The organism is Sphingobium estronivorans (assembly GCF_008692605.1).
GTDB lineage: Bacteria > Pseudomonadota > Alphaproteobacteria > Sphingomonadales > Sphingomonadaceae > Sphingobium > Sphingobium estronivorans.
This window is the reverse complement of the sequence record NZ_LFCT01000024.1, coordinates 1-18,047: the sequence shown is the minus strand read 5'-3', so window position 1 is coordinate 18,047 and position 18,047 is coordinate 1. Positions and strand designations below refer to the sequence as shown.

Annotated in this window: 15 protein-coding genes; 8 read left to right on the top strand and 7 right to left on the bottom strand. The window is 63.3% G+C overall.

Going from position 1 to position 18,047, the window contains the following annotated elements; translation table 11 throughout:
• Positions 1–2: 2 nt before the first annotated feature.
• The 5 genes from F7P65_RS16420 to F7P65_RS16400 form a co-directional block, all read right to left on the bottom strand.
• Positions 3–1,163, bottom strand: a complete 1,161-nt coding sequence (locus F7P65_RS16420; protein WP_240334339.1) for a CpaE/TadZ family protein — start codon at positions 1,161–1,163, stop codon at positions 3–5.
• 94 nt (positions 1,164–1,257) lie between these two features.
• A complete protein-coding gene (locus F7P65_RS16415) occupies positions 1,258–1,545 on the bottom strand; it encodes a hypothetical protein (RefSeq protein WP_240334338.1) in 288 nt (95 codons plus the stop codon).
• A complete protein-coding gene (locus F7P65_RS16410) occupies positions 1,535–3,007 on the bottom strand; it encodes a type II and III secretion system protein family protein (protein ID WP_240334337.1) in 1,473 nt (490 codons plus the stop codon). Before F7P65_RS16410 ends, F7P65_RS16415 begins: the two co-directional genes overlap by 11 nt.
• Positions 2,997–3,911: a Flp pilus assembly protein CpaB gene (gene cpaB, locus F7P65_RS16405; protein ID WP_150293555.1), complete on the bottom strand. Its 915-nt coding sequence runs from the start codon at positions 3,909–3,911 to the stop codon at positions 2,997–2,999. Before cpaB ends, F7P65_RS16410 begins: the two co-directional genes overlap by 11 nt.
• 71 nt (positions 3,912–3,982) lie before the next feature.
• A complete protein-coding gene (locus tag F7P65_RS16400) occupies positions 3,983–4,177 on the bottom strand; it encodes a Flp family type IVb pilin (RefSeq protein ID WP_150293553.1) in 195 nt (64 codons plus the stop codon).
• A 505-nt stretch (positions 4,178–4,682) separates the two neighbouring features.
• Here F7P65_RS16400 and F7P65_RS16395 point away from each other — a divergent pair.
• Positions 4,683–5,510: a DUF2569 domain-containing protein gene (locus tag F7P65_RS16395; RefSeq protein ID WP_150293551.1), complete on the top strand. Its 828-nt coding sequence runs from the start codon at positions 4,683–4,685 to the stop codon at positions 5,508–5,510.
• A 171-nt stretch (positions 5,511–5,681) separates the two neighbouring features.
• Here the strand turns inward: F7P65_RS16395 and F7P65_RS16390 are convergent, their stop codons facing one another.
• Together F7P65_RS16390 and F7P65_RS16385 are read right to left on the bottom strand one after the other, a co-directional pair.
• The gene (locus F7P65_RS16390) at positions 5,682–6,338 is read right to left on the bottom strand and encodes a response regulator (protein WP_150293549.1); all 657 of its coding nucleotides are present in this window, start codon (positions 6,336–6,338) and stop codon (positions 5,682–5,684) included.
• Positions 6,335–8,002 (bottom strand): sensor histidine kinase, encoded by a 1,668-nt coding sequence (locus F7P65_RS16385; RefSeq protein WP_150293686.1) that lies wholly within the window; start codon positions 8,000–8,002, stop codon positions 6,335–6,337. Before F7P65_RS16385 ends, F7P65_RS16390 begins: the two co-directional genes overlap by 4 nt.
• 198 nt (positions 8,003–8,200) lie before the next feature.
• Here F7P65_RS16385 and recO point away from each other — a divergent pair, with 198 nt between their 5' ends.
• From recO to F7P65_RS16350, 7 genes are all read left to right on the top strand, one after another.
• Positions 8,201–8,935, top strand: coding sequence for a DNA repair protein RecO (recO, locus tag F7P65_RS16380; RefSeq protein WP_150293547.1), 735 nt, complete (start codon positions 8,201–8,203; stop codon positions 8,933–8,935).
• 49 nt (positions 8,936–8,984) lie between these two features.
• Positions 8,985–10,031, top strand: a complete 1,047-nt coding sequence (leuB, locus tag F7P65_RS16375) for a 3-isopropylmalate dehydrogenase (RefSeq protein ID WP_150293545.1) — start codon at positions 8,985–8,987, stop codon at positions 10,029–10,031.
• Between the two features lie 10 nt (positions 10,032–10,041).
• Entirely contained in the window at positions 10,042–11,250 is a 1,209-nt protein-coding gene (locus tag F7P65_RS16370; protein WP_150293543.1) for a trans-sulfuration enzyme family protein, read from the top strand.
• Positions 11,251–11,282: 32 nt separating this feature from the next.
• Positions 11,283–11,681 carry a Co2+/Mg2+ efflux protein ApaG gene (gene apaG, locus F7P65_RS16365; protein ID WP_150293541.1) on the top strand — a complete coding sequence of 133 codons (399 nt, stop codon included), beginning with the start codon at positions 11,283–11,285 and terminating at the stop codon, positions 11,679–11,681.
• Positions 11,678–12,469 (top strand): LysR family transcriptional regulator, encoded by a 792-nt coding sequence (locus tag F7P65_RS16360; RefSeq protein ID WP_150293539.1) that lies wholly within the window; start codon positions 11,678–11,680, stop codon positions 12,467–12,469. Before apaG ends, F7P65_RS16360 begins: the two co-directional genes overlap by 4 nt.
• A 55-nt stretch (positions 12,470–12,524) precedes the next feature.
• Entirely contained in the window at positions 12,525–13,151 is a 627-nt protein-coding gene (locus F7P65_RS16355) for a tetratricopeptide repeat protein (RefSeq protein ID WP_150293537.1), read from the top strand.
• Between the two features lie 698 nt (positions 13,152–13,849).
• On the top strand, positions 13,850–18,047 hold a 4,198-nt coding region (locus tag F7P65_RS16350), incomplete at its 3' end, for a beta strand repeat-containing protein (RefSeq protein ID WP_150293535.1).

Here is an 18,047-nt window from a genome sequence, read left to right as displayed (position 1 = left end):
GATCAATTGCCCTTTGCCAGGCGACCCGTGCGGAGCATGTCTCCGATCTTTTCTATGTCCTTGCAGAAACGGCTCTTGGCCCGGATGTCGCTGACCAGCGCACCCTGATTTTGCGCCGTGCTGACCAGCGGCGCGTCCAGCGCCACGCTGCCCAGCGTCCGGTGGCCCAGCGTTTCCGAAACGTCGTTGAGATCGATCGTGCGGAACAGCCGCTTTTCGACGCGGTTGACCACGATCTGGATGGCGTCGCTTTCCACGCCGATGGAGCGGAACAGCTCGATCCGCCGCTTCGCCTGGCGCAGGCTGGCGACGGACAGTTCGACCACCAGCAGGATCACGTCCGAAGCCAGCGCGGCGGACAGGGCCCAGTTGGTCCAGTCCGGCGGAAAGTCCAGCACCACATAGCCGAAATCCTGCCGCAGCATCCGGATGACCTTGAGCAACTGATCGGAATCGACCGATTCCAGCGGCATGATCGTTTCCGGCGCGCTGATCACCGACAGCCCGCCATTCGCACGTCCCAGCACGGAGGCGATCAGTTCCTCGTCCAGCCGGCCTTCCGCATGGAGCAGGTCGGCCAGCGTCCCGCGCGCCGTCACGCCCAGAAAATCGGCGACGCTGCCATATTGCAGGTCGAGGTCCGCGATCACCGCGCCCCGGCCCGAAGCGTCCTGCGTCGCAAGATAGGCGGCAAGCTGCGTCGCGATGGAGGTCGCGCCGCAGCCACCGATGGAGCGCGCGACGGAAACCATCGGGGCAAGCCGCGACGACTGCCCCGTGGCGGCTTCCTGCCGGGCGGCGGTGTCCAGCGCCACCTGCAATATTTCATGGATGTCGAAGGGCAGCGACACGACATCGCTGATCCCTTCCTTCACCAGCGTGCGCACCAGAGAGACGGAGGCGCCGTTGATCGCGGCGACCAGCGGCAGGCCGGGCATACGCGCGCGAATGTCGCTGACGCGGTGCATCGACGCGGCATTGGCCGGATCGACCTCGATAAAGACGAGCGCCGCGCTTTTCAGCAGCATGTCCGACACCGGCGCGTCGCGGTCGAGCGTTTCGAGGTGCAGCCCCCGTACCTTGCCTAGCCCGTCGGCCTGCGCCAGCGGACCGATATGTTCCGCCGCTGCGATGATCAGGATGCGGTTATCGGCCACCAACATGTCTTCCCTGGAGTGCCTGGACGGACGATGGATGTTGCCCATATTTCATTCCCGAAACGCATTGCCGCTCCGCCATGGCGTCGCTCATGCAGCCTTATTGCGAGTTGGTGACGGTGTTCGACGTCTGCACCCGGTCGGGCTTCTTCACCTTGTCGGTGCGATACCGCCCGATGGCCTGCGCCGTATGCTCGCCGGAACTGTCCGCCATCGGGCTGTCATAGACCGGATTGGGATCGATGATCTGCGCCGCCAGCGTCTGGCGGTTGGCTTCGCCGAAATTGTCCACCGGGGCGAAGGGGGAGGGGCGCTCGTCCGTGCATCCCGCCATCAGCAGCAGCATGCCCGCCGCGATCATCCCCCGGCTTGCTCGATCAATAGGCATAGCTGCCTCCCTTTGCGGTCGATGGCGAAGCCGCCGGAGCCGCCGCTGCGGCGCCGTCGACCGGCGCGACCGGCTTCAACGGTTTGGGATGATAGGCCTGCCCCAGCAGGAAGGTCTCCGCCTCGCTGGGATCGCGCACCGTGTCGGTGGGCAGGCGCACCTGTCCGGGCTTCAGCGGCGCCACCAGATGCGGCGTCACCACGATCAGCAGTTCCGTCTGGCCCTTCTGATAGTTGGTCGAGCGGAACAGCGCGCCCAGGATCGGAATGGAACCCAGCAACGGAATCTGATCCACCGTCGTCTTGAAGTCCTTCTGCAACAGCCCCGCAATGGCGAAGCTTTCCCCGTCGCGCAGTTCCAGCGTCGTGCTGGCGCGGCGGGTGCGCAGGCCCGGAATGGTGATGTTGCCCACCGTCAGCGATGCGGAGGAGTCGATCTGGCTGACCTCCGGCTCCACGATCATGTTGATCGTCCTGTCCCCCAGCACCGTGGGCGTGAAGGACAGGCTGACGCCGAAGGGCTTGAACTGCACCGTGATCGGCGTGTTGCCGTTGGTGGACCCGCCGGATTGCACGGACGGCACCGGAAATTCGCCGCCCGCCAGGAAGGATGCTTTCTCACCCGACAGCGCGATCAGCGTCGGCTGCGCGAGCGTCTTGGCAAGGCCCCGCGATTCCAGCGCGTTCAGCACCGCTTCGATCTGGGTGCCGCCGACATTGAAGACATTGCGGAAAATACCGAATGTATTGGTGATTTCCGCCAGCTTCATGATGCCGACGCCGGTATCGGGATCGGGCACCAGCGAAGCGCCCTTGCCGGTCACGGCATCGAACTTGCCGTTGTTCGACAGGCCAAAGCCGCTGACGCCGATTTCCTTGCCCGCCGTGCGGCTGACCTCGGCAAAGCGGACTTCCACCATCACCTGCGTGCTGGAGCCGACGCTCAGCAGGTTGATGACCTTGTCGCCTGCATAGGCCTTGGCCAGCATGGCCGCGCGGTCGGCGGCGGCGGGGTTGCTGACAAGGCCGGTCAGCACTACCGAGTCATTGGAAATGCTGGTGTCGATCTTCTCGCCGGGCACGAGCTGGCGCAACTGGTCGCTCAGCGCCAGCACGTCCGGCCCGACCGACACGTCGATGACGGAGATCACGCGACCGCTGCCGTCATAGAGCGTCAGGCTGGTCGTCCCCATCTTCTTGCCCAGCACATAGACGGACCGGTTGGTGATCGGCATGATGTCCGCCACCTCGTCATTGCCCACCATGGCTTTGGCGATGGGCCGGTCGGCGGTGACCACCTGGCTCTTGTTGAGCGGCACTTCCAGCGTGCCGGCGTGAAGCGATGCCTCGCCTGCCGTCATCTGGGCCTGTGCGGTCATCGGCGTCGCGGCGGCGAGCGCCAGGCCCAGCGCGATCAGGAATCCACCCGACCGCAGGGCGCGGGATTGTCTGTCAGTAGCCACGCTGCACCCCATATTCGCTGACCTTCGTGCCACGGATCACCGTCATGGACGGGCCGCTGACAACCGGAGTGGAAGAATTGCCCGATCCGCTGGGAAGGCGGAACGGCTGCGCCCGGGCCATCTGGACGGGCGCGGCAGGCGCGCTGCCGGTCCGCTTGGCCGGAATGACATAGTTGGTGGCCGACAATTGACGCGGGATCACCGTGGACCGGGGCCCGGCGGCCTGATCGGCGACATTGCGCAGCGCTAGGCTGACGACGCCGAGTTGGGAGGCGAGGGCCAGCTTCTGCGCGCCGACCGTATCGACTTCCAGCGTGGCCGTCTTGCTGATGACAGGCTTGGTATTGCTCTCGTCGGAAATCTGGTCGACGCCGAGCACGGGCACGCTTTCCAGCACCACGTCGGTCATCTTGTCGTTTGCGGTCGCGCCGTCGCCGGGAACCGGGCGGGTGACCAGCACATCGACGACATCGCCCGGCCGGACGAAACCGCCCACGCCGTTCACGTCATTGATGGGGATGGCATAGGCCAGCTTGCCCGCGGGCAGGTTCGCCGCGATCGTAGCGCGGCCGTCGCTGCCGGAAACCTTGGATGCCAGTACAGGCTCGCCGGTGACCATCGGGCGCACCGCGACGCGGCTGTTCTTGAGCGCATCGGTGAGGGAGGTGAAGGCCCCGACCGGGATGGAATTGGCTGGCCAGTTGGCCATGCGCAAATTCTGATCGGTGAGAGGCGTTCCGAAGCCGAGATTCTGGGTGGCGACGACGATGCCGGTCATCTTCTGATTTTCGGCAATGCGTTCCTGACGCTTCTCAACCCCGGAAAAATAAGCATTGGCGAGCAGAACTGCCCCAAGGCCAAGAAATACCGCCAAGCCAAAGAAGATCCAATTGCGCCCCCGCATGACGCATTCTCCCCCTAAAACTGTAAATCAAAGTTAGCGTGGCCGCTAGCGGCCACGCTAAGCCATTTAAATTAGCAGTTTGCAGCAGGTTTGGCGTTGGTAGCAGAGATGCAGGTCGCGGCGGTTGTCATCGCGCCCTTGATATTGTCTCCGAGGGTCCAGGCTGCAGTAGCAATGCCAGTACCAACAATCGCGAGAATGAGAGCATATTCGGCAGCCGAAGCGCCGGTTTCATCCTTCAGGAAGCTACGAACGAAATTAACCATGATCTGTACCCCAAATGTGGCACACTGATGCTGCGACCAAGATCATGTGTTGCCTTGTTGACGATTGGCTTTTGCCTCTGCCGGGCTTGTCCGTCATCGCAAAGTTCTTTGATCAAGAATAGTAAAAGGACATTTTGATTTCGGTTAGATTTCGAAATCGACTTCCTCTCCGCCTCTCGCCCCACCCCTTGCTCTGACAGTAAAAAACTCCTCCTATTCAAGCGGATGGTCAACAAAATATTACGCAAAAAATTTTATCTTTATATATCAGTCGATTGTTCCGATCAAAAGTAAAGCTAAATGGTTTATATCGACCGACTCAGGGCGTTTGCCGCGAATCCGGTGCAACTGGCCGGTATTTTTCTCCTTGAAAGGAACCAGTTGTTAACCAGATTCACTTATCCTGCTATTGAATAGAGTCATTATAACTATAGTTATATGCCATCTATACTAAGAGGAATATGCGATGGTTTGGGCGTCAATCCCGGTAGGCAAAGGCGGCGACATGCGTGAGCAGGGGCGCCCCTTCGCGGTCGCTTTCCTGCTCTCCCTGACGCGGGCCTATACCGCCCGGCTGCACCGGACGAGCCGCTCTCTGGTCACATTTCTCGACCTGCGCATGGAAACGCTGATCACCGGCTGGATCGCCGTCATCCTGCTGATCGGCGGCGCCAAGGTCCTGACGGCGCCCATGCCGATTAACGGCGTGATGCAGGGCCTGTCGATGCTGCTGCCCTATCTGCTGGTCGCGCTGGCGCCGATTGCGGGCTATCGCATCGCGGCGGGCAGCTTCCCGCGCGGGCAACTTTCCGCCCAGCCTGTCATCCGCCTGTGCCGCTATGGCCAGTGGCGCGCGCTGGACGAACTGTCTGCGCGGCGCAGTCCGGCTTTCGGCCCCACGGGCTTCATGGCGTCGCTGTTGCTGGGCCTGTTGCTGAACGTGCCGGTGCGCAGCCTGGAATTTTTCGCGGCCGTCCCCGCCATGGGCGGCGATGCACCGCTCTGGGCGCAGAAAATCCTGCTGGCGATGACGATGGACGTCATCGTGATGAATTTCTTCTACATGGTCTGCTTCGTGCTGGCGCTGCGATCCGTGCCGCTGTTTCCGCGCATGTTGCTGCTGGCCTGGGTGTTCGACATCGTGATGCAGTTCATCATGGCGCAGCAGATCGCGGGTGCATCGCACCTGCCCGCCCAGGTGGCGACGGCGATGACGGCGATGCTGACCGGCAATGTGAAGAAAGTGCTGATCAGCGCGGCATTGTGGCTGCCCTATCTGATCCTGTCGGAACGGGTGAACGTCACCTTCCGCCGCCGCGCGCGGACTATCTGAAGAACAGCACAGTATAGAGGCGATTGACTTGGGCGGTTCCAAGTCAATGCATGGGTCCGTAATAGCATCGCGCTCGGTCTTCGACCGATCCCAAGTGGGTTTCGCTCAGGCGCCGCGCGGGCTTTACCAAGGTCCGATGAGTCAAACTCATCGCGCCTTGGTATAAAGGGATTAATGCATATCCATGGTGGGCATGTCGCTGTCGATGGACATCATCATGATGATGAGTTCGGACCGCGACTTGATGCTCAGCTTCTGGAAGATGCTGTGCAGGTGCACCTTCACCGTGCCTTCGGTCAGGTTGCAACGGGACGCGATTTCCCGGTTGCGCAGGCCCGCGCGGATCAGCCTTGCGATGTCCATCTCGCGGTCGGTCAGCGCGGCCAGCGCGTTGACCTCATTGGCGGGGGCGGAAATGCTGTGCACCAGCGCCTGCTCCATGACGAAGGGCGCGATGCTCTTGACCCCCTTCCTCACCTGATCGATGCAGAGCAGCAGTTCATGGGGATCGCTGTCCTTCAGCACCACGCCGTCCACGCCCAGCTTGATCGCCTCCAGCGTCTGTTCCGGGCGGATGTGGACGGTCATGAAGATGACCGGCACGGTGCTGCCGCTGTTGCGGATGGCCGACAATATGGCCAGGCCGCCGCCGTCCTTCATGCTGACGTCCAGGATCAGCAGGTCCGGCTCGCCCTCCGCCATCCGTTGCAGCGCTTCCTCCACGGATCGCGCGCAGAACAATATGTCATGCCCGTGCGAGTTCAGGAACTGCGCCATGCCGTCCAGGAAGATCGGGTGATCGTCGACTATCGCAATCTGAGCCATCATGTCATGGACCTTGGTAAAGTTGTGGGTAATCTGATCGAAATCAGTGAATTCATGCTTAAATTGTGAAAATAAGCCGTTCCGCCGATCTTGCCGAGCCGTTTCATGATCGATTGCGACTGAAGCTCGAAATCGCCGGTATAGCTTTCGCGCGCTGCCGGCTTCGATCCCGGATTGTCCTTCAGCGCGATGAGTATTTCATCGTCGACCTGCGCAATCGACACGGTGATGTGCCGGGCATCGGCATGTCTGACGGCGTTGGCGGCGGCTTCCCGGATCAGGAATTCCACCTCCGCGGCGGTCGCGGCGGACACCATCATCGATTTCTCGATCAGATTGGGCAGGCAGTCGATGCCCCATTGCAGGCCGATGAAGCGACAGCAGCGCTCCGCCTCGACCGCAAGGTCGACCGTGGCGTGGGGCGATGTGTCGCCATGGCTGAGCAGGCGGCGCAGATGGGTCTGTTCCGCCGTGACCAGTTCTTCCATCGATTTCAGTTCGGCAAGCTGGCCCGGCACATCGGCGCCCGAAAGTTCGTGGATCGTCGTCGCCAGCCGGACGCGCAACGCCGCGAGCGTCTGCAGCACGCTGTCGTGCAGGTCCCGGCTCAATGCATGGCGCGCTTCGGAAAAGGTCTTTTGCCGCCAGGCGAGGAAGAAGAAATGCCGTTCCAGGAACAGGTCCATCCCTTCCTGAATGCGCAGCGCCCGCAACAGCGCGGCTGGGGACCAGTCGTGGCGCGTGCTCACGAACAGCCGTCCGCGCAATTCGCCCGCCTGGACGAAGACGCTGATGCCCTGGCCCGGCCCGAAGAGATCGAACATCGCCTGGGCCAGCGCCTCCGCCTTCTCATGCCGGAATACGCCCTGGCGGCTGCGCAGGAGCGTGTGGGTCGATGCGGCTGAATAGAGGAAGGGCGCTTCCCGCGGGGTAACGCCCATCAGCCTTTCGACCTGACCGGGCGTCAGCGTCACTCGTCCTGTCCCGTCCGCATTGGACAGTTCGCAATGGACGTCCTCATCGTCCATCTCTTCCCAGATAAAGGCGCAATAGCGGGCGTCCATCAGGGCGGAAACCTGCTCCACGATGAATTGCGCCAGCGATTTCTGGAAGGACAGGCCGACACCCTGCAACCGTTCGGACCAGGTGACGAGCCGCGCCTCAAGGATCGACGCGCTGAGCAAGGACGCCGCGATCACGCAGCCGAGCAGGACGGTGAGGCCATCCATCGCCGGGTCGGCCGCCCGGACGTGGAGGGCCGTATAATGACCGCGCAGGAGGAAGGCTGCGGCCAGGAACAGGCCCAGCAGGATGACGGCGTTCCGGCCGAAGCGATCGGATGCCGACCATGCGACGAAGAACAGTCCGCCCATCGCCGCATTTTCCAGTGGCGGGCAGAGGATGATGGCCGACAGAAAGACCAGCAGGTCGATCAGCAGGAAAACGGGGCGCAGGAAAAGGCCGATGGGAGGCGTCAGCAGGGGTTGGGCGATGTTGACAAGCGCCCAGGCCCCGATTGCCGCTTTCAGCAGCAGGACCTGAGAGACGGAGAGCGCGCCGCCGAACAGCGTATCGATCTGCCAGATGGCGCCGACGGCAAAGGCGACGCGGGATATAGCAAAACCCAGCGTCGGCGAGCGACCTAACCAAAGCACCAGGCGATCCATCAAGGAGGACGCCCCGTCTATCCGATGCATGGTGAAATTCGTCCCCCGACATACTCCACTGGATAAGTGTGCGCATGCGACTGAAGGAAAAGCAACCGATATTGAAGCAGTGAAACAGTATTGCCCGAGAATTATGCGCGATTTCGGGACAGGTCGGGACAGATGGCGCTTCCGTCCGGCGATCTGTAAGGAAGCGGGATGGCGACGTTGATTACTCCGGCTCTGGTCTGTGCCCTGCGTGGCCATGGGGAACATGGCGCGATCGCGCGACTGTTGACGCCGGATCATGGTCTGGTCGCGGGCTATGTGCGGGGTGGGCGGTCGCGGGCGCTGCGCCCGGTGCTGTTGCCCGGCAACGCCGTCAAGGCCGAGTTTCGCGCGCGGACCGAGGAGCAACTGGCCGGGCTGACCGTGGAACTGGACCATAGTCGCGCGCCCTTGCTGGCCGAGCCTTTGCCCGCCGCCGCCATCGACTGGGTCTGCGCGCTGACGGCGGCTGCCCTGCCGGAGGGGACGCCCTATCCGGCGCTCTACCAGGCGCTGGACGGCGTGCTGGGCGCTGTAGAGGCGGCCCCGGCGGCGCGGGGATGGGCGGTGGCGCTGATCCGTTATGAATTGCTTCTGCTGGCGGAATTGGGATTTGGGCTGGACCTGACCCGTTGCGCGGCGACGGGGGGGCAGGAGGATCTGGCCTTTGTCAGCCCGCGCAGCGCGGCGGCGGTGAGCCGGGCGGGAGCTTTGGGCTATGAAAAGCTGCTGCTGCCCTTGCCCGCCTTTCTGCTGGAGGGCGGGATGGGAGACTGGCCCGCGATCCTCGACGGTTTGCGGCTGACCGGCTTCTTCATCGAGCGGTCCGTGCTCACCGACTGGCGCGCGCAAATCCTCCCCTCGCGCGAGCGGCTGGTGGATCGGCTCAAAAGAGCGGTTGCCTAAGCGGGTGGGGCTTCATAAGGGGCGGGCACGAGATTGAAGGAGTTGCACCATGTTGATCGCCCTGTTCCCCGGAGATGGTATCGGTCCCGAAATCGTCGCGCAGGCGAAGCGCGTACTGGACGCGCTGGCGATTGACGGCCTCACCTATGAGGAAGGGCTGGTGGGCGGCGCGGCCTACAAGGCGGTGGGCCATCCCTTGCCGCCCGCGACGCTGGATCTGGCGAAACGCGCCGATGCGATCCTGTTCGGCGCGGTGGGCGATCCGGACTGCGACTCGCTGGAACGGCACCTGCGTCCCGAACAGGCGATCCTGGGCCTGCGCAAGGAACTGGGTCTCTTCTCCAACCTGCGCCCGGCCAAGGTTTTTCCCGAACTGGCCGACGCTTCCGCCCTGAAGCATGAGGTGGCCAGCGCCATCGACCTGCTGATCGTGCGCGAAACCAATGGTGACGTCTATTTCGGCGAAAAGGGCATGCGCAAGACGCCGGAAGGCCTGCGCGAAGGCTATGACATCATGTCCTATAATGAGGAGCAGGTGCGCAAGATCGCGCATCAGGGCTTTCAGGCGGCGCGCGCGCGCCGGGGCAAGCTCTGCTCGGTGGACAAGGCCAATGTGCTGGAAACCAGCCAGCTCTGGCGTGACGTGGTGATCGAGGTGTCGGCGGATTACCCAGATGTCGCGCTGAGCCATATGTATGTCGACAACGCCGCGATGCAGCTGGTGCGCAACCCCGGCCAGTTCGACGTCATCGTCACCGGCAACATGTTCGGGGACATCCTTTCCGATCAGGCGAGCATGTGCGTCGGTTCCATCGGCATGCTGGCGTCGGCCACGCTTAACGACAGCAACCAGGGTCTGTACGAGCCGATCCACGGTTCCGCGCCGGATATTGCCGGGCAGGGCAAGGCCAATCCGCTGGCAACGGTCCTGTCGGCTGGCATGATGCTGCGTTACTCGCTGGGTTTGCCGGAACAGGCCGACCGCATCGAGGCCGCCGTGGCCAAGGCCCTTGCCGATGGCGCGCGCAGCTTCGATCTGGGCGGCACGATGAGCACGGTCGAAATGGGCGACGCGGTGCTGGCGGCGCTGGCGTAAGGATAGCGATATGAAGCGCAAGAGCGGACAGAATCCGGAAATCACCAGGAACTGGCGTCCAGCCACATTGGCGGTGCGCGGTGGCAGCGCGCGCAGCGAATGGGGCGAAACCTCCGAGGCGCTGTTCCTGACCAGCGGCTATAGCTACGACCGGGCTGAGGATGCAGCGATGCGCTTCGCGGGCGAGCAGCAGGGCATGACCTACAGCCGCCTTCAGAACCCCACGGTGGAGATGCTGGAAAAGCGCATCGCCCTGCTGGAAGGCGCCGAGGCATGCCGCTCCACCGCGAGCGGCATGGCGGCGATGACGGCGGCTTTGCTCTGTCAGTTGTCGGCGGGCGACCATGTGGTGGCGGGCAAGGCGCTGTTCGGCTCCTGCCGCTGGCTGACGGACACGCTGCTGCCCAAGTTCGGGATCGAGACGACCACCGTCGACGCGACCGACAATGCGGCATGGGAAGCGGCGATAAAGCCCAATACCAAGGTCTTCTTCTTCGAAACCCCGGCGAACCCGACCATGGACGTGGCGGACATGGCCGCGATCTGCGGCATTGCCAGGGCGCATGGCATTACCAGCGTCGTCGACAATGCCTTCGCGACTCCCGCGCTCCAGCGTCCGCTGGAATTCGGCGCGGACGTGGTGGCCTATAGCGCGACCAAGATGATGGACGGGCAGGGCCGCGTGCTGGCGGGCGCGATCTGCGGCACCGAAGAATTCATCATCAACACGCTGCTGCCCTTCCACCGCAACACCGGGCCGACGCTCAGCGCCTTTAATGCCTGGGTGGTGTTGAAGGGGCTGGAGACGCTGGACCTGCGCATCCGCCGCCAGAGTGAAAATGCACTGAAGGTTGCGAAATTCCTCGAAGGCCGGGTGGCGAAGGTTCTCTATCCGGGCCTCGAAAGCCATCCGCAACATGCCCTGGCGATGCAACAGATGGATATGGCCGGACCCATCTTCTCGCTGTATGTCGGCGGTGGCCGGGCGGAGGCGCATGGGCTGCTCAATGGTCTCGAACTGGTGGACATCAGCAACAATATCGGCGATTCGCGTTCGCTGATGACGCATCCCGCGTCCACCACCCATTATGGCATGGCGGAAGCGGCGCGGCTGGAAGTCGGCATTACCGAGGATATGCTGCGGCTCAATGTCGGACTGGAAGACCCGGCCGATGTGATTGAAGATCTTGATCGCGCTCTGAAGTCGATAGGGCGTTGACGGGACAGGGGTGAAGGGCGCATTTCTTGGACGTGAACACACTTTTTCCTTTCCACGCCATCACGCGCGACATCAGCGTGCATGTGGCTGTCACCTTCCTGCCTGAACAGTCGGAGCCGGACCGTGGCCGATGGTTCTGGGCCTATCACATCCGCATCGAAAATGACGGGAGCCAGCCGGTGCAACTGCTGACCCGTCACTGGGTCATCACCGATGGGCGGGGCACGCAGCATCGGGTCGATGGCGACGGCGTGGTGGGCGAACAGCCGGTGATCCAGCCCGGCAAGAGCTACGACTATGTATCGGGCTGTCCGCTCAATACGCCTAATGGCTCGATGAAGGGCCATTATCACATGATCGGCGCCAGCGGCGAGACGTTCGACATCGCCATTCCCCATTTCGCGCTGATCGCCCCGGCGGTGGCTGAATGAAGCGTACCCATTTGCCGCTGAATGGCCTGCGTGTACTGGACGCGGCGGCGCGGCATTTATCCTTCACCAGGGCGGCGGATGAACTGGCGGTCACGCCTGCCGCCGTGGGGCAACAGATTCGCGCGCTCGAAGACCTGTTGGGCGTCGTGTTGTTCCGCCGCACGCCCAAGGGGCTGGAACTCACTCCTGAAACGGAGGCAGGGCTTGCCGCCCTGCGCGCCGGTTTCCTGGAGTTTGAGGAAGCGGTGCGCGCCATGCAGGCGGGTCAGTCCAGTTCCTCCCTCACCATCGCCGCGCCGCGCGATATCACGGCCAAATGGCTCCAGCCGCGGCTGGCGGGCTATGCGGTGAGCCAGCCCGACCTCAAATTCGCGCTGGTCGCGGCGGATGAGGCGCTGGATTTCACCGAAGCCAATCTGGACCTTGCCCTGCGCCTTGCCGAAGGGCCGGGGGAGAATGAAGGCATCCGGCTGGGCGAGGCGGCCTTCGTCACCATCGAAGCGGCCGAAGGCGGGCCCGATCACCGCATCGAATGGCCTGGCTGCCCCAGGGGGGATACGCCCGCGACGATCCGCGTCGCCGATGCCGGGCTGGCGATCGAGGCGGCGGCCAATGGCTTTGGCCATGCCTGCGTGCCGCTGCTGCTTGCGGAAGCGGACATGGCGGTGGGCCGGGTGAAGCAGCTTGGCGATGTGGCGCCGTCGACCTTGGCCTATTGGCTGATCGCGCCGCTGCCGCAATGGCGGCAAAAGAAGGTCAAGGCGCTGGTCGAGGCGCTGACCGGATAAGCCGTCGCATTTTATTAAGCCTCCTGCGGCAAGATGGCGGCAGAGGGAATGTGCAATGACCTTTAATGGCGGCAGGAAATGGGCTTCGGGGGCGGCGCTGCTGCTGTGCATGGCCGCGCCGGTGCGGGCGCAGGCGCCCTATGTGCCCGACGTGACCGAAGCGCGGGAGAAGGAGTGGCGCAAACTCGTCGCGGCATCGCAGGCGGCCTATTCGGGGGGCAAGGCGGCGGACGGGATTGAAAGCGCGCGCAAGGCGCTGGCGGTGGCGGACGAACTGTTCGGCAGGGACGACCCCCGCGCACTGATTTCCGCCAACGACCTTGCGTTGCAACTCGATTCGACCGGTCATTTCCGAGAAGCGGAAAGCCTGTTCCGGCGCGTGTTCGACAGCTATTTGCGGACGCGGGGGGAGGACGACCCCAACACCCAACTGGCCATCGAAAATCTGGTCGATTTCTACATGGCGCGCAAACGCTATGACGCTGCGGCGCCGCTGGCCGATTATGCGCTGTCCACTTTTCGCCGCACGACCGGCACGGCCAGCGATCGCAGCCGGCGTATGGAGCGCATCGTTGCTGCCATGCCGAAGCCTGCTGAGGAACAATCGTCTCCGGCTTCCGCTGATATCGTGGAAAAAATGTCGATGACCGCAAAAGAAGAGGCAGCGCCGATCCAGCCATGAATGGCGGATTTCCTATCGTTGCGACAAGGTAACGGCAATTGGTTAACCTAAGATATAAGTCATCGGTCCAATTGAGAAAAACAGCATAATCGCTATGCCCGATTCTCGTCGGAGGGGCATTGATTTTCCATAGCTTATCGCCAGTCACAGGCCGACTGGACGAAGCCGGGAAAGGCTCCGAACGATAAGCCTATGGGTCGCAACATGGGGGGGGCGACTGGCTGATTAAGCCGGTCGCCCTTTTAATTTCGGGTCGGATGGGACGAGACGCTTGAGAGACGCGGCGAGTCGTCGAGTCGATCCGGCTTCAACGATGATTGTTAACCATGAGTGCGATGCCGGAATAGGCGGTCAGATACAGATTCGGTGAGAAGTCTATATCTTTAGTAATAATCATTAAGTAAATTTTGTCCGGATATCGCATTAAAATGGTTAACAAAAGTTGAATCTGCGTGACTCGATTTGCCGGTGCCTAATAAGATCAATCCCAGGGTCAGTAAAAGATAAAAGCAGTTGGTTAATCCGGGGCGGTAGTCGACCTGGCAAAGGTCCTACCGGCGGGAGATCGTTGGCAACGGGCAATAGCTGATCCGCTAATTGCCGCAATGTCTGGAAGGTTTCGACCAAGTGCGGCGACGCATTTCGGGGCGTAACCCTCCGTGCGCTCTTCCCATGCCCCTGCAGACTGGGGATGGATAATGGATTTCGAGCGCGCCTTACAGAGCGAAGTCAACGCCGATCACGAGCAGGCCCTGCATCCGCAAGCCGCCGCGCTGGCCGCAAAAGGAAAGGCGATTCATCCCGGCAGAATGCATCATCACACGGGTCCCGTGCAGACGGTCACGCCCGATGCGCAAGGCGTGGTGGTCCTGCCCGCCGGCACGGACATCAACCGGATCGAGGTCGAAGGCCGCAATCTGATCGTGCACTTGCCCGATGGCACGGACCTGCTGATCGTGGACGGCGCGGTGGTCGTGCCGCAGCTTGTGGTCGGCGATGTCGAAATCCCCTCGGTCAACCTTGCCGCGCTGCTGATCGGCGAGGAGCCGCAGCCTGCCGCTGGTCCGCCGCGCAGTTCGGGCGGCAATTTCGCCGGCCCCGACGGAACGGTCGGCGATCCCCACGGTCTGGGCGATCTGCTGCCTCCCACGGAATTGCAATTCACTCAGCCCGAGCAGCGGGAAATCCTGCCGATTGCGCCCAACAGCCAGCCGGAAGTGACGATCGTCACGCCCGACCAGCCCGCCGGTGCCATCGACGCCACCGCGGGCGTCAGCGAGGCGGGACTGCCCGCGCGCGGCAGCGAGCCGGCCGGCTCGGCAACGGGGAACGGCAGCGATCGCACCAGCGGCACGATCCACCTATCCGCTGCCGACGGCCTGGCAGGCGTCACCATCAACGGCGTGACGATCGCCACGGTGGGGCAGACGGTGACGACGCCGCTCGGCGTGCTGACGATCACCTCCATCGCGGATGGGGCGATCGGCTATAGCTATGTGCTGAGCGACAATGTGGTCGGCACGCCGCCAGCCGAGATCTTCACCGTGGTGGTGACGGACAGGGACGGCGACCATGCGACCGCGACGCTCACCATCGCCATCGCCGACGATGCGCCCCTTGCCGTCAATGACGTGGACAGCGTGACGGAGGACGGCCCGCTGGTCGCGGACGGCAATGTGTTAACCGGCCATGGCGGGTCGGATGCAAACGCGACCGATGGCGCGGCCGATGTGCAGGGCGCCGACGGCGCGACGGTGACGACGGTCGGCACCTTCCAGGGCGCCTATGGCGTGCTGACGCTGGGCGCGTCGGGCGCCTATACCTATACGCTCGCCAACGACAATGCGGCGGTGCAATATCTGGTGCCCGGCCAGACGCTGACCGACAGCTTCAGCTATACGATCACCGATGCCGATGGCGACACGTCCACCGCGACGCTGACCATCACCATCAATGGCGCGGATGACGGTATCACTATCACCGGCCTGAACGCCGCGCCCGGCGCGGATGGCGCGGAAGTGGTGGTGCTGGAAAGCCACCTGGCTGACGGCAGCGCTCCCGACGCGGCGGCGCTGATCCATGGCGGCACATTCGGCGTCAGCGGCGCGGACGGCATTGCGACCGTGACGGTGGGCGGCGTGACGGTGCTTTCGAACGGCGCTTTCGTCGCCGGGCAGGTGGTGACGACGCCGGTGGGCACGCTCACGATCACCGGCTTCACCGCGACCGCCTCGCAAAGCGGCGTGCCGACCGCCGGCACCTTCACCTACAGCTTCGTCCTGACCGATAACAGCCTGGCCCACGACGCGGCGGGTATGGACAGCATCTTCCAGAGTGTCGCCGTGGTCGCGACCGACCGCAACGGTTCGACCGCCAATGCGACGGTCGATGTGCAGATCGTCGATGACGTTCCGGTCGCCCATGACGATGTCGATGTCGTGGCGGCGGGCAGCTATGGCCCGGAAACCGGGAATGTCGTCACCGGCGCAGGCACGGTTTCGGGCGCTGCGGGCGCGGATGTTACCGGCGCAGATGGCGCCGTGGTCGCGACCGCCGGCATTTTCCACGGCACTTACGGCACGCTGACGCTCGATGCGGACGGCAGCTACAGCTATGTGCGCGCAGCCGGGACGCCGGGCGGCGTCAGCGACAGCTTCAACTATACGCTGCGCGACGGGGATGGCGATACCTCCACCGCCACGCTGCGGATCGATATCGCCGATAGCGGCGTCACCATCAACTCGATTCCCAACGGAGGCGCAGGCGCGGTCGTCGATGAAGCCGGCCTGACAAATCCGGCCGGTTCCCAGGCCGGCAGCGGCCTCAACATGACGGCTGGCACCATCACCTATTCCGCGCCCGACGGCCCGGCGACCGTGACCATCAACGGCATGCCTGTTGTCCAGGGCACGCCGATCGTCACCGACAAGGGCATATTGACGATCACCAACGTCAGCGACGGGGCTATCGACTATAGCTACACCCTGACCACCAATACGTCGGGCGATCATGTGACGGACAGCTTCACCGTCACGGTCACGGATGTCGACGGCGATCATGCGACCGATACGCTGACCATCGCCATCATCGACGACGTGCCGACCGCTGTGAACGATGTCGACTCCGTGCGTGAGGACGGGCCGCTGGTGGCGGACGGCAATGTCATCACCGGATCGGGCGGGCAGGACGCCAACGCCACCGATGGCAATGCCGATGTGCAGGGCGCCGATGGCGCGCATGTGACCGGCATTGCCTTCGGCGCGACGGCAGGTACGGTCGGAACCGCTTTGCCCGGCACCTATGGAACGCTGCTGATCCAGCCGGATGGCCATTATATCTACACGCTGAACAATGAAAATGGCGTGGTGCAGGGCCTGGACAAGAACCAGACGCTGACGGAGACCTTCACCTATACGCTGACCGATGGCGACGGCGATACGTCCAGCGCGACCATCGCGATCACCATCCAGGGCAACGACGATGGCGTGACCATCGGCGGCCTTGGCGGCCAGGGCGCCGAGGAAACGCTGTTCGAAAGCAACCTTCCGGGCGGCAGCGCCGAAAATGCGGCCGCTCTGACCCAGACGGGCAGCTTCACCCTGTCCGCGCTGGACGGTGTGGCGACGATCACGGTCGGCGGACAGGCGATCTTCGGCGCAAGCGGCTTTATCAGCGGCGTCACTCTCGCCAATTCCTATGGCACGCTGACCGTCACCGGTTTTACGCCCACCATCGGCGCGGACGGCGACGTCATCGGCGGGACGGTCAGCTACAGCTATACGCTGGGCGACAATACGTTGCTGCACATGGGCGCCAATGACGCCAGCCTGACCGACAGCTTCGCGGTTGTCGTGACCGACACGGACGGGTCGAACGCCACGGCCAGCCTGGACATCACGGTCGTGGACGATGTGCCGACCGCGCATGACGACATAGCGCTCCAGCCCGCTGAAAATGTCGCGGTCGAGATCAATGTTCTCGGCAATGATATCCAGGGCGCGGACGGCGTCGATCCCGCCAGCGGCGTCGCACTGGCGACCGGTCCGTCGCAGGGCGATGTCGTCTACAAGGGCGGCGGCGTCTTCGTTTACACGCCCCATGGCGGTGCGGAGGGAACGGACAGCTTCACCTACACCATCACCGATGGTGACGGCGATCATTCGACGGCGACGGTGACGATTACCCTGGCCGGGGATTCCAAGCCGACCGTGACAGTGGGCGATCTGACGGTTTCGGAGGCAGGCCTGCCGCTTGGCACGGACCCAAGCGGCGGCAGCGCAACCGCCGACGGCGCGATGACCATCACCACCGGCGGCGACACGCTCGCCAAGGTCGAGGTTCAGGACAGGCTGGGCAATTGGGTCGATGTGACGGGGGCAAGCACCGGTGCGCCGGTTCAGGTCGACGGCGCGGCTGGAACATTGCTCGTTACCTCCGACGGGGCGGGGCATTACAGCTACAGCTATACGCTGCTTGTCAACGATCCGACCCATCCGGATAATATCACCAGCGATGGCGACGGCATCAGCGGTGCCGCCGATCCCAAGGCAGGCGACAGCTTCGCGGTTCGGGTGACGGACAGCGACGGCGACGTGTCGCCCAGCGCCAACATTCATGTAACCGTACTGGACGACGCGCCGACGCTCAGCCTCGACGGGCAGAGCAGCGTGGTCGAAGGCGGAACGGCGACCGGCAACTGGTCGGAAGTCATCGGCGCGGATCAGCCGGGCGCCAGCACGGTCGTCGTCTTCGGCGGCAACAGCTATGCGATTGGCGCTGCCATTGACACCGGTTTTGGCACGCTGACGGTCAAGGCGGACAACACATGGACGTTCGCTTCGCACAATAATATCGATAACAGTCTCAATCCCTCGATCAGCTTCGACATCAAGGTGA

Coding starts and splice junctions, on each gene's coding strand:
- F7P65_RS16420 (WP_240334339.1), bottom strand. CDS start 1,163: ATGTTGGTGGCCGATAACCGCATCCTGATCATCGCAGCGGCGGAACAT.
- F7P65_RS16415 (WP_240334338.1), bottom strand. CDS start 1,545: ATGCCTATTGATCGAGCAAGCCGGGGGATGATCGCGGCGGGCATGCTG.
- cpaB (WP_150293555.1), bottom strand. CDS start 3,911: ATGCGGGGGCGCAATTGGATCTTCTTTGGCTTGGCGGTATTTCTTGGC.
- F7P65_RS16400 (WP_150293553.1), bottom strand. CDS start 4,177: ATGGTTAATTTCGTTCGTAGCTTCCTGAAGGATGAAACCGGCGCTTCG.
- F7P65_RS16395 (WP_150293551.1), top strand. CDS start 4,683: ATGCGTGAGCAGGGGCGCCCCTTCGCGGTCGCTTTCCTGCTCTCCCTG.
- F7P65_RS16390 (WP_150293549.1), bottom strand. CDS start 6,338: ATGATGGCTCAGATTGCGATAGTCGACGATCACCCGATCTTCCTGGAC.
- F7P65_RS16385 (WP_150293686.1), bottom strand. CDS start 8,002: ATGGATCGCCTGGTGCTTTGGTTAGGTCGCTCGCCGACGCTGGGTTTT.
- recO (WP_150293547.1), top strand. CDS start 8,201: ATGGCGACGTTGATTACTCCGGCTCTGGTCTGTGCCCTGCGTGGCCAT.
- leuB (WP_150293545.1), top strand. CDS start 8,985: ATGTTGATCGCCCTGTTCCCCGGAGATGGTATCGGTCCCGAAATCGTC.
- F7P65_RS16370 (WP_150293543.1), top strand. CDS start 10,042: ATGAAGCGCAAGAGCGGACAGAATCCGGAAATCACCAGGAACTGGCGT.
- F7P65_RS16360 (WP_150293539.1), top strand. CDS start 11,678: ATGAAGCGTACCCATTTGCCGCTGAATGGCCTGCGTGTACTGGACGCG.
- F7P65_RS16355 (WP_150293537.1), top strand. CDS start 12,525: ATGACCTTTAATGGCGGCAGGAAATGGGCTTCGGGGGCGGCGCTGCTG.